This window comes from Novosphingobium sp. (assembly GCF_965228995.1).
Taxonomy (GTDB): domain Bacteria; phylum Pseudomonadota; class Alphaproteobacteria; order Sphingomonadales; family Sphingomonadaceae; genus Novosphingobium.
In genome coordinates, this window is sequence record NZ_OZ245852.1 from 1,098,228 (window position 1) to 1,111,918 (window position 13,691).

At 66.9% G+C, this 13,691-nt stretch carries 14 protein-coding genes; 3 read left to right on the forward strand and 11 right to left on the reverse strand.

What is annotated here, in order from left to right:
- Positions 1-163 precede the first annotated feature (163 nt).
- Positions 164-1,129, forward strand: a complete 966-nt coding sequence (locus ACO056_RS05065; RefSeq protein WP_421852753.1) for a complex I NDUFA9 subunit family protein — start codon at positions 164-166, stop codon at positions 1,127-1,129.
- A 376-nt stretch (positions 1,130-1,505) separates the two neighbouring features.
- Positions 1,506-3,263, forward strand: a complete 1,758-nt coding sequence (locus ACO056_RS05070; protein WP_421852756.1) for an aspartyl protease family protein — start codon at positions 1,506-1,508, stop codon at positions 3,261-3,263.
- 12 nt (positions 3,264-3,275) lie between these two features.
- Here the strand turns inward: ACO056_RS05070 and ACO056_RS05075 are convergent, their stop codons facing one another.
- Together ACO056_RS05075 and ACO056_RS05080 are read right to left on the reverse strand one after the other, a co-directional pair.
- Entirely contained in the window at positions 3,276-3,674 is a 399-nt protein-coding gene (locus ACO056_RS05075) for a hypothetical protein (RefSeq protein WP_421852759.1), read from the reverse strand.
- Between the two features lie 17 nt (positions 3,675-3,691).
- The gene (locus tag ACO056_RS05080; protein ID WP_421852762.1) at positions 3,692-4,363 is read right to left on the reverse strand and encodes a glutathione S-transferase family protein; all 672 of its coding nucleotides are present in this window, start codon (positions 4,361-4,363) and stop codon (positions 3,692-3,694) included.
- Positions 4,364-4,733: 370 nt separating this feature from the next.
- On the opposite strand from ACO056_RS05080, the gene ACO056_RS05085 reads away from it, so the two are divergent.
- Positions 4,734-6,605, forward strand: coding sequence for an ABC-F family ATP-binding cassette domain-containing protein (locus ACO056_RS05085; RefSeq protein ID WP_421852765.1), 1,872 nt, complete (start codon positions 4,734-4,736; stop codon positions 6,603-6,605).
- Here the strand turns inward: ACO056_RS05085 and ACO056_RS05090 are convergent.
- The 9 genes from ACO056_RS05090 to ACO056_RS05130 form a co-directional block, all read right to left on the reverse strand.
- Complete coding sequence (locus tag ACO056_RS05090) at positions 6,595-7,347, reverse strand: ParA family protein (protein ID WP_421852768.1); 753 nt, start codon at positions 7,345-7,347, stop codon at positions 6,595-6,597. The two genes, ACO056_RS05085 and ACO056_RS05090, sit on opposite strands and share 11 nt — an antisense overlap.
- 108 nt (positions 7,348-7,455) lie before the next feature.
- Positions 7,456-7,794 (reverse strand): hypothetical protein, encoded by a 339-nt coding sequence (locus tag ACO056_RS05095; RefSeq protein WP_421852771.1) that lies wholly within the window; start codon positions 7,792-7,794, stop codon positions 7,456-7,458.
- Positions 7,766-8,209, reverse strand: a complete 444-nt coding sequence (locus tag ACO056_RS05100) for a chemotaxis protein CheW (protein WP_298193306.1) — start codon at positions 8,207-8,209, stop codon at positions 7,766-7,768. Before ACO056_RS05100 ends, ACO056_RS05095 begins: the two co-directional genes overlap by 29 nt.
- 28 nt (positions 8,210-8,237) lie before the next feature.
- On the reverse strand, positions 8,238-8,609 hold the full coding sequence (locus tag ACO056_RS05105) for a response regulator (RefSeq protein ID WP_421852774.1): 372 nt from the start codon (positions 8,607-8,609) through the stop codon (positions 8,238-8,240).
- Between the two features lie 21 nt (positions 8,610-8,630).
- The gene (locus ACO056_RS05110; protein WP_421852777.1) at positions 8,631-9,194 is read right to left on the reverse strand and encodes a chemotaxis protein CheD; all 564 of its coding nucleotides are present in this window, start codon (positions 9,192-9,194) and stop codon (positions 8,631-8,633) included.
- A 4-nt stretch (positions 9,195-9,198) separates the two neighbouring features.
- Entirely contained in the window at positions 9,199-10,281 is a 1,083-nt protein-coding gene (locus ACO056_RS05115) for a protein-glutamate methylesterase/protein-glutamine glutaminase (protein ID WP_421852780.1), read from the reverse strand.
- A gap of 5 nt (positions 10,282-10,286) precedes the next feature.
- Positions 10,287-11,156 (reverse strand): CheR family methyltransferase, encoded by an 870-nt coding sequence (locus ACO056_RS05120; protein WP_421852783.1) that lies wholly within the window; start codon positions 11,154-11,156, stop codon positions 10,287-10,289.
- Positions 11,153-13,294, reverse strand: coding sequence for a chemotaxis protein CheA (locus ACO056_RS05125; protein ID WP_421852786.1), 2,142 nt, complete (start codon positions 13,292-13,294; stop codon positions 11,153-11,155). Before ACO056_RS05125 ends, ACO056_RS05120 begins: the two co-directional genes overlap by 4 nt.
- Entirely contained in the window at positions 13,291-13,551 is a 261-nt protein-coding gene (locus tag ACO056_RS05130; protein WP_421852789.1) for a chemotaxis protein CheX, read from the reverse strand. The genes ACO056_RS05125 and ACO056_RS05130 overlap by 4 nt, the downstream gene beginning before the upstream one ends.
- Positions 13,552-13,691: the final 140 nt, after the last annotated feature.

The window sequence follows — 13,691 nt, forward strand, 5'->3', positions numbered from 1 at the left end:
GGAGGCATCTGCGCCAACCGCCGGGTAGGAGCGCGCCGATAGGGCACGGTCTGCCCCCTTGTCAACCGCGGTCTGCATTTGCACCGATGAGGCGGCGTAAACCATTGAACCGGGGGGCGCGGGTGTGGCAAGGGGCGCGCGAACTGGAAATGGAACCGGACGCATGAGCAAGGACATGGCGCACGATCTCGAAGGGCAGCTGATCGCTCTGGTGGGCGGGAGCGGCTTCATCGGCACGCATGCGGCGCAGGCGCTGCTGGCGCGCGGTGCGCGGCTGCGGGTGTGCAGCCGCCATCCCGAGCGCGGGTACCGGCTGAAGACGCTCAGTGGGCTTGGCAAGATCCAGCTCGTTGCGGTCGACGTGACCAAGCCGCACACGCTCGAAGTGGCGCTGACGGGCTGCGACGCGGTGGTGAACCTTGTCGGAGCGTTCACCGGCAAGCTCGATGCGGTGCAGGGTTCGGGCGCCGGGCAGCTTGCCGCCATTGCGCGCGCCAAGGGTGCCAAGGCTTTCGTCCATGTTTCCGCGATCGGTGCCGATGCAGGTTCTTCCGTGGCTTATGCCAGCACCAAGGCTGCGGGTGAGGCAGCGGTGCTCGCGGCGTTCCCCGAGGCCATTGTGCTGCGTCCCTCGGTCGTGTTCGGTGAGGATGACGCCTTCATCAATCTCTTTGCGGGGTTGATCGCCAGCGCGCCGGTGATGCCGGTGTTCGCACCCGATTCGCGCTTCCAGCCGGTGTTCGTGGACGATGTTGCCGATGCCGTGGCCAATGCGATCGCCGCGCCGGCAGACTTTGCCGGCAAGACGTTCGAGCTGGGCGGGCCCGAAGTGATCACCATCGGCGATCTCAACCGCCGCATCGCCAAGGCGGCGGGCCGCGCGACGCGGTTTATCGAACTGCCGGATGGCATCTCGGCCGCGTTCGCCACGCTGACCGGCTGGCTGCCCGGCGCGCCGATGAGCCGCGACCAATGGACCTTGCTCCGCCAGGGCAACGTGGCGAGCGGCACGCTGCCGGGCCTTGCCGAGCTTGGCGTGCAGGCGCGGCCGCTCGGGCTGTTCCTCGACCGCTGGATGACCCGTTTCCGCAAGCATGGCCGATTCGGGACGCGGACCACGGCGGCCTGAAGCGCCAGCCTGAGGAAGGTGCCCGGACCTGTCGGGATTCCTTACGGTTGACACAGTTGACACTGTCCTGAGGAATAATTCCAATCGATCAGTTGCGCGCTTTTGATCGCTCCAGTCGATCAAGGGGCTGCGGACGTGCGCAAGTGTCTGCTGGCATGGCGGCTTGGTTCCGGCGAACGAGGCAGGGCCGGGACGAATCGCAGATTTGCGCAAGGTAGGAAAGTGCGGCGGGCCGGCGATACGCCCATCCTGGACAGGAAGCCCCTTATACCCGCTGGCCGAATGTGGCAGCTTTGGCTCAGGATGAACTGATGACTCAGTGAACTTTGTCGGGGGGACGGCAGTGCGGCGGATCTGGCGTGTATTTGGGGGCTTGGTGATCCTGGCTCTTTGCAGTCTGGCGCAGCCGGCCGCGGCGAAGTGCACGATCGGCATGGCGGCGCGTCTGCCGGTGACGATGGACGGGTTGCGCGCGACGGTTCCGGTCGAGGTCAACGGAAAGAAGACGATCTTCTGGCTCGATAGCGGGGCGTTCTTCAGCCTCATGTCGAAAGCACAGGCCGCAGCGCTGGACCTACAGACGACAAGCCTGCCGCCCGGCTTCTACATCACCGGCATCGGCGGCAATGCGAGCGCAGAACTCGCCACGATCAAATCATTCAAGATCGTGGGACAAGAGCTCAAGAACCTGCAGTTCCTGGTGGGCGGCAGCGATTTCGGCACCGCTGTCATCGGGCAGAACATCCTCGCCATTTTCGATACCGAGTACGACCTTGCCAATGGCCACGTGAACCTTGTCAAGACAAAGGACTGCCGCGGCGTGAACCTGGCTTACTGGGCAGATGGCAAGGCTGCGGGCATGGCCGATCTGATCCCGCCCGAGAACGAATTGACGAAGCACATCTTCGCCAAGGGCACCATCAATGGTAAACCGGTGAAGCTGATGTTCGATACCGGCGCGCCGGCCACCACGCTCACAAGCACGGCGGCTGCGCGGCTCGGAATCGATCTTTCGGGGCCTGGCGTGGTCGCCTCCGAGCGCACCTCGGGCATTGGCACGAAATTCCGCCGGACCTGGATCGTGACTCTCAAGAGCTTCGAGGTTGGCGGCGAGGAGATCCGCAACACGCCGATCCGCGTGCGGGAGGACAAGGGCGACGACCATGACGAAGACGTGCTCGTCGGGGCCGATTTCTTCCTCTCGCACCGCTTGTTTGTCTCTCCGGCCACCGGGCACATGTTCCTGACCTACAACGGCGGGCCGATCTTTTCGCTGACGACGGACGGTGAGATCGGCGCGCGCAAGACGCGGACCGAGGGCGACTGGGCCGTCAGCAACACCGAGACGCCCAAGGATGCCGCGGGCTTTGCCCGGCGCGCGAGCGGCTTTGCCGCGCGCCGCGACTGGAAGGCGGCGGTGGCCGACTACGACGAGGCGATCAGGCTGGAGGCTGGCAAGGCGGAATACTGGCTCGGCCGCGCCGACGCGCGGGAGCGCACCGGCGATGCCAAGGGCGCGCGCGCCGACTTCGACAAGGCAATCACGCTGACGCCGAACAACCCGGACCTCGTTATCCGGCGCGGGTTCGTGCGCCTGAAGGAAGGCGACGAGAAAGGCGCGCTGGCCGATGCCGAAACGGCGCTGGCCGGGTATCATGAAGGGTCGCTCGATCGGCTGGCCGTGGTCGCGCTCTACGATCGCCTGCACCGCACGGACCGGGTGCTGGCGCTGATCGATCCGATCATTGCGCTGCACAAGAACGACAACGAACTGGGCAGCTTGCTCAACACGCGCTGCTATAGCCGGGCGCTGGCCAACATCGAGCTCACAAAGGCGCTGGCCGATTGCACCGGCGCGATCAAGCGTCTGGGCCCCATTCCGGCGATCATTGACAGCCGGGCCATGGTGAAAGTGCGGATGGGCGATCTGGCCGGAGCGGTGGCCGACTATGACGATGTCCTCGCCAAGGAGCCGAAGCAGGCCGCATCGCTCTATATGCGGGGCTGGGCGCGGCGGGCGAACGCCAAAGGGGATGCGGCACAACTGAAGCTTGCGGAAGCGGACTTCGCGGCCGCCAAGGAGAACGACGCGGAGATCGCGGACCGGTTCACGCCCTACGGGTTTGCGCCGTGAGGGGGTGAACCGTCAACGCGCAGGGCAGGGGAAGCGCTTGCGGAACAGATCGCTGACCGCTGCCGAAACCGGAATGCGGGGCCGGGTCGCCACAGGATAGCTTTGCATATGCGCGATGAGTTCGTCGCTGGTCAGCGCGGCGCGTTCTGGCGGGCAGGCGCTGGGCTTGCCGCTGGCAGCTTCTGCCTTGAGCTGGCGGCGAAAGGCCTGGGCAGAGCCGGTGACTTCGGCCTTGAGCAGGCCGATATCGGATGAGAACGCCGCCATGAGGCCCTTGGCCTTGAGCGCTTCGGCCTTGGCGAGGAACGTGGCGACGCTCATCGAGCCGGGCTGCGGACCGGCTTGTGCGCCGACTTGTGCCGGCAGTGCTGTGGAGACAGCAAGGGCAAGGCAGAGCCATGGGAGTTTCATGGAGCGCGGGCTCCTCATCAGGCGTTCACATCCGCGTAGTGCGAAGGAGGCTGGATCACGTCCATCCGCTCGGTAAGAAGGGGGCGAAAGCTGGGGCGGCTCTTGAACACGGAGTACCAGCTGGCGGCCTGCTCGTGGAGCGACCAATCGATCCCGCCGAGGTAATCGGCCACCGAGATCTGCGCGGCGGCGGTGAGATCGGCGAGGCTCATCGTCGAGCCGGCGAGCCAGGGGCGGTTATCGATCAGGTAGTCGATGTAGTAGAGGTGATCGTTGGCGAGGCGCATCGCTTCGCGCAGCACGCGGCTATCCGGGGACTGGCGGTAGACGAGGCGCTTCTTCATCCGTTCCTCCAGCAGGGGCTGGGTGACGGCGGCGTAGAAGTTTTCATCGAACATCGCGACGAGGCGGCGGATTTCGGCGCGGCCGGTGGCGGTGCCGTTGATCATCGGCGATTTGTCGACCGTTTCTTCGAAATATTCGCAGATCGCGCGGCTATCGACGAGGGTGATCTGCTTTTCCGGGTTGTGCAGCACCGGAGTGCGGCCGGCCGGATTGAGGTTCTGGAACGCCTCGCGCTGTTCCCACGGGTTTTCGCGGATGAGTTCGTAGGCCACGCCCTTTTCGGCGAGGAGCAGGCGCACCTTGCGGCTGAACGGGCACAGCGGGAATTGATAAATCTGCCACATGATCCGTTTGCATGTACGCGGGGGCGAGGCGAAGTCCAGTGCGGGCGGGTGCGATGTGGTGGAATTTTCGGAGGATAGCTGAGAAGGACAAGAGGTTTCGCGCAGAGGCGCGGAGGCGCGGAGAAAGGGATTAAGCTGTTTCGCGCAGAGAGCGCAGAGGTCCGCAGAGACGCAGAGAGGCCGCTGATGCGGCGAAGCCGCGCTCCTCTGGCTGAGGGTGCGCCACACGCATCATCAGGATGCGAAAGCGGCTTCGCCGCGATCACTACGCCTCTGCGTCTCTGCGGACCTCTGCGCTCTCTGCGCGAAACACCTTCTTCTTCCTTCTCGCCGGGTTCCAACGACGCCGCCTGCCTGCTAGGGGCGCGCAATGCTAACAATTCAGGGCCTCACCGTTCGACTGGGCGGGCGCACCATTCTTGACCGCGCCAGTGCGACGATCCAGCCGGGCTCCAAGGTGGGGCTGATCGGCCGCAATGGTGCGGGCAAATCAACGCTGATGAAGGCGATCATCGGCGAGCTCGAGCCCGACGAGGGCGGGATCGAGATGCCCAAGCGCACGCGGCTGGGCTATATCGCGCAGTCCGCGCCGGCGGGTTCGGCAACGCCGTTTGAAACCGTGCTGGCCGCCGATACCGAGCGCGCGGCGCTGATGGCGGAAGCCGAGACCTGCGAGGATCCGGACCGGCTGGGGGCGCTCTATGATCGGCTGATCGCGATCGATGCCTATACGGCGGACGCGCGGGCGGCGCGGATCCTGATCGGATTGGGCTTCGACGAGGCAATGCAGGCCATGCCGCTCGACAGCTTTTCGGGCGGGTGGAAGATGCGCGTGGCGCTGGCCTCGCTGCTGTTTTCGGCACCCGACCTGCTGCTGCTCGACGAGCCTTCCAACCACCTCGATCTGGAAGCGACCTTGTGGCTGGAGAGCTTTTTGCAGAGCTATTCCGGCACCATCGTGGTGATCAGCCACGAGAGGGACCTGCTCAATAACGTCGTCGATACGATCCTGCACCTGCAGGGCGGGAAGATCGCGCTCTATGCGGGCGGCTATGATGCGTTCGAGCGGCAGCGGGCCGAGCGGGCGGCGCAGATCGCTGCCGCGAAGGTGGCGCAGGATGCGCAGCGCAAGAAGCTGGCGGATTATGTGGCGCGCAATTCGGCGCGGGCTTCGACTGCCAAGCAGGCCCAATCGCGTGCCAAGATGCTGGCGAAGATGCAGCCGGTGACGGCGATGATGGAAGACCCGACGCTGAGCTTCGGGTTTCCCGATCCGGAAGAACTGCGCCCGCCGCTGATCACGCTCGATCTCGCGGCGACGGGGTATGTCGCGGAGAAGCCCATCCTGCGGCGGCTGAACTTGCGGATCGATCCCGATGACCGGATCGCGATGCTGGGGCGCAACGGCAACGGCAAGACGACGCTCGCGCGGCTGCTGGCGGGGCAGCTGGCGGCGAGCGAGGGCGGGATGACCGCTTCGGGCAAGCTCAAGATCGGCTATTTCACGCAGTATCAGGTGGAGGAACTGCCTTCGGATTCGACGCCGCTCGAACTGATGACACGGGCCATGCCGGGCAAGACCCCGGCGGCAGTGCGCGCGCAATTGGGGCGGTTCGGTTTTTCGGGCCCGCGCGCCGAATCGAAAACAGCCACGCTTTCAGGCGGGGAGCGGGCGCGGCTGGCGCTGGCGCTGGTGACGCGCGATGCGCCGCATCTGCTGATCCTCGACGAGCCGACCAACCACCTCGATGTCGACGCGCGCGAGGCGCTGGTGCAGGCGCTGAATGATTATGCGGGCGCGGTAATCCTGATCAGCCATGACCGGCACATGGTAGAGCTGACTGCGGACCGGCTGGTGCTCGTCGATGGCGGGACGGCGAAGGACTATCCGGGGAGCATCGAGGACTACATCGACTTCGTGCTCGGGCGGAACCAGCCCAAGGGCGATGCGGGCAAGAATGGCTCTGGCGGCGCAAAGGTGAAGGGCGGGGCGAAGAACCGCGAGGAAATGAAGGCGCTGCAGAAGGCGGTGAGCGAGACCGAAAGCGCGGTCGGCAAGGCCGAAGCGCGGCTTGCGGCGATCGATGCGGCGCTGGCGGGTTCGGGCAAGGCGGCGGCGGATCTCGCCGGGCTGAACATGGCTGAACTGGGGCGCAAGCGGCGCGAGGCGGCGGATCAGCTCGCGGCGGCGGAAGCGCGCTGGATCGAGGCGGGCGAGGCGCTGGATGCCTTCATGAACTGAGGGCGACCTGCTGCAGGGCAAGCTTGGCCTCGATGCCTTCCCACAGGCGCTGGAGGCGGGCATTGACCTCGCTTGAGGCGGCAAACGTGCCGATCGGGGCGCGGCGGGCGGCGGTCTGCTCGATGACGCTCGACATGGGGATCACTGGCCAGCCGGCAGCGAAGCCGGACAGCACATCGCGGTGGAGCTTGCGCCGCCCGTCGTACATCGAGAGCACCGGCAGGATCGGCGGGTGGCGCGGATGATGGGTGAGAATCTCGGCCTGGATCATCGGCAGCGCGCGTGCCGAAAGCGGTGAGGGCGGCAGCGGCACGATGAGGAGATCGGCGGCGGCGAAGACCTGCTCGCTGATTTCATTGAGCACCGGCGGGCAATCGACGATGATCCGGGCGTAATCGGCGGAGAGCAAGGCGGCGGTGCGGGCCATGCGTTTGCGCTTGCCGATGCGGGCGAGCGTGGTGGGCAGGGTGCGCATGCTTTCATCGGCCTGGAGCACGGAGAGACCAGGATAGCGGCTGGGCACGATGAGATCGGCGGGGCTCACGTCCTTGCGGAACACAGAGGCGGCATTGCTTTCGTGGGCGTCAGGAAGCCCGAGCAGCCAGCCCGCGCCGCCTTGCGGATCGAGATCCCACAGCAGCGTGGAATGCCGGGAGTGGACGGCCGAGCGCCAGGCCATGTCGACCGCAAGGGTGGTTTTCCCGACGCCGCCCTTTACGCTGTAGACTGCGATGACCGCCATTGTTCCCGCCATTCGTGTGGTGTGCGGGTATTGTGATCATCCGCGCGGAAATCGCAATCGCTCTCCTTGCGGGGCGTCTCCCTGCGGGACGGCGGGTGCGGCGCCCGCTCAGCGCAGCATGCGCATCCGTTCGCGCAGGATATCGAGGCCGATCTGCTCGACTTCGGTTTCGAGGCAATCGGCGTGGAGCAGCCGGGCCAGGCTGCGCTGCTTCTGCGCGATCAGGTCGATGGCCTGCAGGCTGTCCATGTGCCGCATGGCCACGTCCATATCGCCGCAAAGCGAGGCGCCGAGTGCCTCGACTTCCTGCGACAGTTCCTCAAGCACCAGCGCGATCTGGCGGTGCGAGGCGGTGTTGGCGGGGACCATCGGCGCGGGTTCCTTGAGCAGCGGCGCGAGCGGGGAGAGGACGGCCGGATCAGGCGGCAGCGGCGAGGTGCGCACCATCGCTCAGCGCGAAGAGGTTCAGGACCATGACCATCTTGTCCTCGATCGCGGCCAACCCTTCGAGGAAGGGGACGACGCTATCGTTGCCGACGCCCGGGGGCGGGGCCTGCAGGGTCTGATCGGGCACGGTCACGATGTCGCTGACCGAATCGACGATCCAGCCGCCGACCTGCTGGCCCAGCTGCGTGACGATGATCGCGTGGCGCGGAGTCGGCTCGGTCGCGCGCCAGCCGAGGCGGGCGGCGAGATCGACCACCGGCAGCACGGTGCCGCGCAAGTTGACAACGCCCGCGACATAATGCGGCACGCGCGGCAGGCGGGTTGTCGGCGTCCAGGCGCGGATTTCGCGGATCGACATGATGTCGAGCCCGAAAACCTGGCCCTCGACCTCGAAAGTGATGAGTTCGCGGATCATCGTGGGGGTTCCTTGGGTGCGGAAGGGGTCAGTGGGCGACGCGGCGGACCGCTGCGACAAGCTTTGCGGCATCGAAGGGCTTGACGATCCAGCCGGTCGCACCGGCTTCACGGGCGCGGGCCTTCTTTTCGTCCGAGCTTTCGGTGGTGAGCACGAGGATCGGCCGGTCACGGTGGCGGGTGCCCTCACGCAAGCGCTCGATCAGGCCGAAGCCATCGAGGCGCGGCATGTTGATATCTGTGATGACGACATCGACCTCGTTGAGCGCAAGCCAATCGAGCGCGGCAAGGCCGTCCTCGGCCTGCGCCACTTCGAAGCCTTGCGACTTGAGGGCATGGTTCAGAAGAGCCCGCATGCTCGGGCTGTCGTCTACCGTCAGAATTCGGGTGGATTGGGTCATGCTGGGGCTCGCTTTTTGCAATCAGAACAGTTCGACATCGCCGGACGCACGGTCCGGGCGAGTGGTGGGATTGACCGGCGGAGCGAGGCGATCCTCGACCGTGCGGCAGCGGATCTGGCCGGAGGCCGGACGGAAATCGACACGGCGGGCATTGGTGCCGCCAAGATCCTCACGCATCACCATGATGCCTTCGCGCCGGAGGAAGGCCTGCGCAAATTCGGCATTGGCGGTGCCGATGCGCATCATGTTGCGGTTGACGTTGGCGCCGCCATAGAGGTGCGCCCGCAGCCGCGCTTTGCGCGCGCCGAAGCCGAGCATCTGGTTGACGAGCAATTCCATCAGGTAGACGCCGTAGTGCTCGTCGATGGCGGTCGCGGCGGCCAGGCCGGCGGGCGGCTCGGCGAGCAGGAAGTGGTTCATGCCCCCCACCCGCGCTTCGGGATCAAACAGGCAGGAAGCGACGCAGCTGCCGAGCACGGTCGAGAATTCGATGTGCGGCTCGCTGCTGACCAGCGCCTGACCCTGCATTACGGTCACGCGTTCGATCGGGCGGTCGGCGGATCCGGGGATGTGGCGTTCGAACATCGGATCAGGCTGCCTTGCTGAAGGCGTGGCGGGCGATCGTGCTGATCGGCGCGACGACCCCGGCGGCGCCGAGCGCGATCGCCGCGCGCGGCATGCCGAAGACGGTCGAGGTCGCCTCATCCTGCGCAATGGTGCGTGCGCCGGACCGGGCGAGAGCCAGCAGCCCTTCCGCGCCATCGGTGCCCATGCCGGTGAGGAGAATGCCGACCGCACCCGCGCCGACCACTTCGGCCACCGAGTGGAACAGCACATCGACGCTGGGGATGTGGCCGGAGACCGGCTCGCCCCGGCGCAGTCGCTGGTAGAATTGGTCGCTTCGGCCGCTGACGGAGAAGTGGCGGTCATCGCCCGGCGCGATGTAGACATGGCCATCGAGCAGCGGCAGATCGGGCTCTGCGATCACGATCCGCGGCGGGCAGGACTGATCGAGCGTGCGCGCAACCGCGGGGGCAAAGCGCGCGGAAATGTGCTGGACGACCACCGTGGGCGGGCAATCGGCCGGAAAGCCGCCGAGCAGCACTTGCAGCGCTTCGACCCCGCCGGTCGAAGAACCGATGGCGATCAGGCGCGGGCGTTCGACTGGCCCGGGGCTGCGCAGCGCAGTGGCCGCGCGCGGCGGGACGGAGGAAAGCGGGGCAACGACTGCCGTGGGAGGAGTAGGCGCGGCAGCGGGCCGGGTGACGAAGCGCACCTTGGAGGCATCGCGGATCAGATCGGCGAGCTTGCCCTGATCGTCGAACGCGGAGCTGCCGGCACCTTCGTGCTTGGCGTAGCAACCCACCGCGCCGATCGCCAGCGCTCGGGCTGTGGTTTCGGCCCCCTCGTGCGTCGAACCGGAGACGACGATGACGGGCGTGGGGCGCAGCGCCATGATCTTCTCGAGGAAATCGAGCCCGTTCATGCCCGGCATTTCGACATCGAGCGTGACCACGTCGGGATCGAGCTCGCGGATCATCTGGCGGCCTTCCTGCGCATTGGCCGCCGCGCCGACGACGATGATATCGTCCTCGCGCGCGAAGCGGGCCTGAAGGATGGCGCGCATCGTCGGCGAATCCTCGACGATCACGACGCGGATAGGCTTGCTCACTCGGCTCATGCCTCGCTCCGACGATAAATGGTGGGGCCCGCATTGGCGAGCATCTGGAGGGCGGGGCCGGTGACGCGTTCGCTATGGCCGACATAGAGCCAGCCGCCGGGCGCGAGCGCCTCGGCAAAGCGCGCGACGAGCCGCTCCTTGGTGGGATTGTCGAAGTAGATCATGACGTTGCGGCAGAAGATCACATCGAACTTGCCCTGCATCGGCCAGCGGCCAAGCAGATTGAGCGTGCGGAAGCGCGCAAGCGAGCGGACTGTGGGGGCGATCTCGGTTTCCTCGCCCCCAGGCACTGTCCAGGCGCGGGTGAGCTGCTCGGGCACGGCTTTGAGCTCTTCGGTGCGGTAGCGTGCGGCCTCAGCCTTGCGCAGCGCATGTGCTGCAATATCGCTGGCGAGCAGGCGCACGTCGCCGCGCGCGACGCGTTCGCCGGCGGTACGGTCGGGCCCCAGCAGGGTCATCAGCAGCGACCAGGTTTCCTCGCCGCTCGAGCTGCCGGCCGACCACAGCCGCACCTTGTCGCCGCGCGCAAGGTCTTCGATGAGGCCGGGGCGCACGACACTGGCGAAATGCTCGAAGTGATGCGATTCGCGGTAGAAGAAAGTGTGGTTGGTGGTGAGCGCCATGATCGCGCGGTTGCGCTCGGCAGCGTCCTCGCGGATGCGCAGGATATAGGCGCCGAACGTGGCGCAGCCCGAATCGCGCACCAGCGGGGCGAGGCGCGAATAGACCAGCATCGCCTTGCCTTCAGCCAGCACGATCCCCGCCTCGCGGTGCGCGATATCGCTCACCGCGGCGAAGTCCGCCGCGCTGTAGACACCGGGGCTGATCCCGGGCAGCGTTTCAGCAGGGGCGAGCGCCGCGCTCATGCGGCCTCTGCGATCACGGGGCCGGGCAGGGGGCCGGGGCTCTGGCCGGACAAGCTGCGCGCGACGAGGCTGTCGACATCGACGATGAGCGCGACCATGCCATCGCCAAGGATGGTGGCGCCCGAGACGCCTTCGACCGAGCGGTAGTGCGTGTCGAGGCTCTTGATCACGACCTGACGCTGATCGTAGATCGCATCGACGAGCAGCGCGGCGCGGCCGGCACCTTCGGTTTCGACCACGATCAGCACGCCCTCGTGGGCCTGCTCGATCGCGCCTTGCGCGCCGACCGCGGCGTGGAGCGGCAGGACCGGGATGAACTTGCCGCGCACGTTGATCATCGCGCGGTGCGCGCCGAGGCCCTGCACTTCGGTCTGGGTGGGGCGCAGGCTTTCGACGACGTTGGCGAGCGGCACGACAAGCGTCTGATCGCCGACGTTGACGACCATGCCGTCCGAAATGGCGAGGGTGAGCGGCAGGGTGAGCGTGAAGGTGGTGCCGGAGCCGGGTTCGCTATCGATGGTGATGCGCCCGCCGAGTTCCTTCACGTTCTGCCGGACCACGTCCATGCCGACGCCGCGGCCCGAGACATTGGTGATCGCGGCGGCAGTGGAGAAGCCGGGGGCGAAGATCAGGTGGTCGATCTCTTCCTTGGAAAGCTGCGCATCGGGGGCGATGAGGCCTTTCTCGACCGCCTTGGCGAACACGCGTTCGCGGTTGATGCCCGCGCCATCATCGGCGATGCGGATGAGGATGCGGCCCGAGCGGTGTTCGGCGGAAAGCGTGAGCGTGCCTTCGGCAGGCTTGCCGGCGGCGATGCGAACTTCCGCGCTTTCGATGCCGTGATCGACTGCGTTGCGGATGAGGTGGGTGAGCGGTTCGCCGAGGCGCTCGATCACGGTCTTGTCGAGCTCGGTGCTTTCGCCCGAGACTTCGAGGCGGACGTGCTTGCCGGTCGAGGTGGTGAGTTCGCGCAAGATGCGCGGCACGCGGCTGAACACCGAGCCGATCGGCTGGGCGCGGATCGACATGGCCGATTCCTGGATATCGCGGGTGAGCCCTTCGAGGATGGTGAGCTCTTCTTTCACCGCGAGGCCATCACCCGCGAGGCGCTGCGCCATCATCGCCTGCGCGATGACGAGTTCGCCGACCGCGTCGATCAGCTTGTCGAGCTTGCCCAGTTCGATGCGGATCGACTGGCCGAGCGCAGGCGGTGCGGGCGGGGCAGCTGCGGGGGCAGGCGCGGCGCCGGTCTGCGCGGCCGCGGCGGCGGGGGCGGGTGCGGCCGGGGACGCGACCGGGGCCGGAGCGGGGGCAAGGCGCACGGCGGGCATCGGCGCATCACTGCCAGTGGCAAGGCCGCAATCGTCGCCGACGAATTCGAAGATATCGCGCGCGGAAGCTTCGCTGACTTCGGCATCGAGCGAGAAGGTCCAGCCGAGATAGCCGGTGCCGGGATCGAGCGTATCGAGCGGGGGCACGGCGCCGCAATCGCATTCGATGCAGCGCGCGCCGAGTGCGGTGAGTTCGCGCAGGAGGAGCAGCGGTTCGCCGCCATTGCGCATGGCGCCGGCATGGGGGCGGACCTTGAGGTGCCAGCTGGCGGCGGGGGCTGGGCCATCCATCGCGCCGGTGATGTCATCGAGCATCGCGTCGAGATCGAAGGGATCGCCGGCGTCGTCGGTATCGTCGACAGGTGTAGCGGGGGCTGTGGCGACGGGTGCGGGTGCGGGAACCGGGGCCGGGGCGGGCGCTGCTCCGGCATTGGCCGCCTGGGCTGCGGTGAGTTCGGCGAGGAGGCCGACATCATCGGGTACATCGGCAAGTCCGCGTGCGGCGCCGACGTGGTCGCTCAGCGTATCGAGCGCGCGCAGGAGCAGGTCGACCAGCGGCTCGGTAACGGGGACGGCGCCTTCGCGCACATCGGAGAGCAGCGTTTCAAAGGTGTGGGTGAAGGCCTGCAGCGCGACATAGCCGAACGCGCCCGCGCCGCCCTTGATCGAATGGACGCCGCGGAACACAGCGTTGACGGTATCATCGTCTTGCGTGCCGGCCTTGCAGGCAGCGAGGCCCGATTCGGCAGCGGCCAGCGATTCCTCGCACTCGGCGAAGAAGATGGCCTGGATTTCCTCGGAGGTCATGCAGCAGCCCCATCGAAGAGTTCGGCTTCGAGGCCGAGCTGGCGCGCGGTTTCGAGCAAGTGGCCGGATGGCTCGATCACCGCGCCATCACCGGTGCGGCGCGCGCTGACGAGGAGCTGGAGCATGGCCTGCCCGATCTGGGTGCAATCGCGCGCATTGATATGAAGCACGCCCGAACCGAGCCCCGCCACCATTTCGGGAAGCAGGGCTTCGGCTGCGGCGCGGTCGCACCGGGGGGGCAGGGTGATCGTCGGCATAGAGGCAGCTTCCCTCGCTGGCCCCGCATCAGGGGGCACGCTTTCCATCATGGCTTAGAGGGGAAGCGGCAAAGGTCGCCTTGCGCGGGGCTTACGGTGAGATACCTAACGCGGTGAGGAGGAATTGCAGGGAGGCCGCC

Bases quoted from the DNA above. Each gene is read 5' to 3' on its own strand.
- ACO056_RS05120 (WP_421852783.1), bottom strand. From the start codon at position 11,156: ATGAGCGCGGCGCTCGCCCCTGCTGAAACGCTGCCCGGGATCAGCCCC.
- ACO056_RS05085 (WP_421852765.1), top strand. From the start codon at position 4,734: ATGCTAACAATTCAGGGCCTCACCGTTCGACTGGGCGGGCGCACCATT.
- ACO056_RS05110 (WP_421852777.1), bottom strand. From the start codon at position 9,194: ATGTTCGAACGCCACATCCCCGGATCCGCCGACCGCCCGATCGAACGC.
- ACO056_RS05100 (WP_298193306.1), bottom strand. From the start codon at position 8,209: ATGATCCGCGAACTCATCACTTTCGAGGTCGAGGGCCAGGTTTTCGGG.
- ACO056_RS05130 (WP_421852789.1), bottom strand. From the start codon at position 13,551: ATGCCGACGATCACCCTGCCCCCCCGGTGCGACCGCGCCGCAGCCGAA.
- ACO056_RS05090 (WP_421852768.1), bottom strand. From the start codon at position 7,347: ATGGCGGTCATCGCAGTCTACAGCGTAAAGGGCGGCGTCGGGAAAACC.
- ACO056_RS05125 (WP_421852786.1), bottom strand. From the start codon at position 13,294: ATGACCTCCGAGGAAATCCAGGCCATCTTCTTCGCCGAGTGCGAGGAA.
- ACO056_RS05095 (WP_421852771.1), bottom strand. From the start codon at position 7,794: ATGGTGCGCACCTCGCCGCTGCCGCCTGATCCGGCCGTCCTCTCCCCG.
- ACO056_RS05080 (WP_421852762.1), bottom strand. From the start codon at position 4,363: ATGTGGCAGATTTATCAATTCCCGCTGTGCCCGTTCAGCCGCAAGGTG.
- ACO056_RS05075 (WP_421852759.1), bottom strand. From the start codon at position 3,674: ATGAAACTCCCATGGCTCTGCCTTGCCCTTGCTGTCTCCACAGCACTG.
- ACO056_RS05105 (WP_421852774.1), bottom strand. From the start codon at position 8,609: ATGACCCAATCCACCCGAATTCTGACGGTAGACGACAGCCCGAGCATG.
- ACO056_RS05065 (WP_421852753.1), top strand. From the start codon at position 164: ATGAGCAAGGACATGGCGCACGATCTCGAAGGGCAGCTGATCGCTCTG.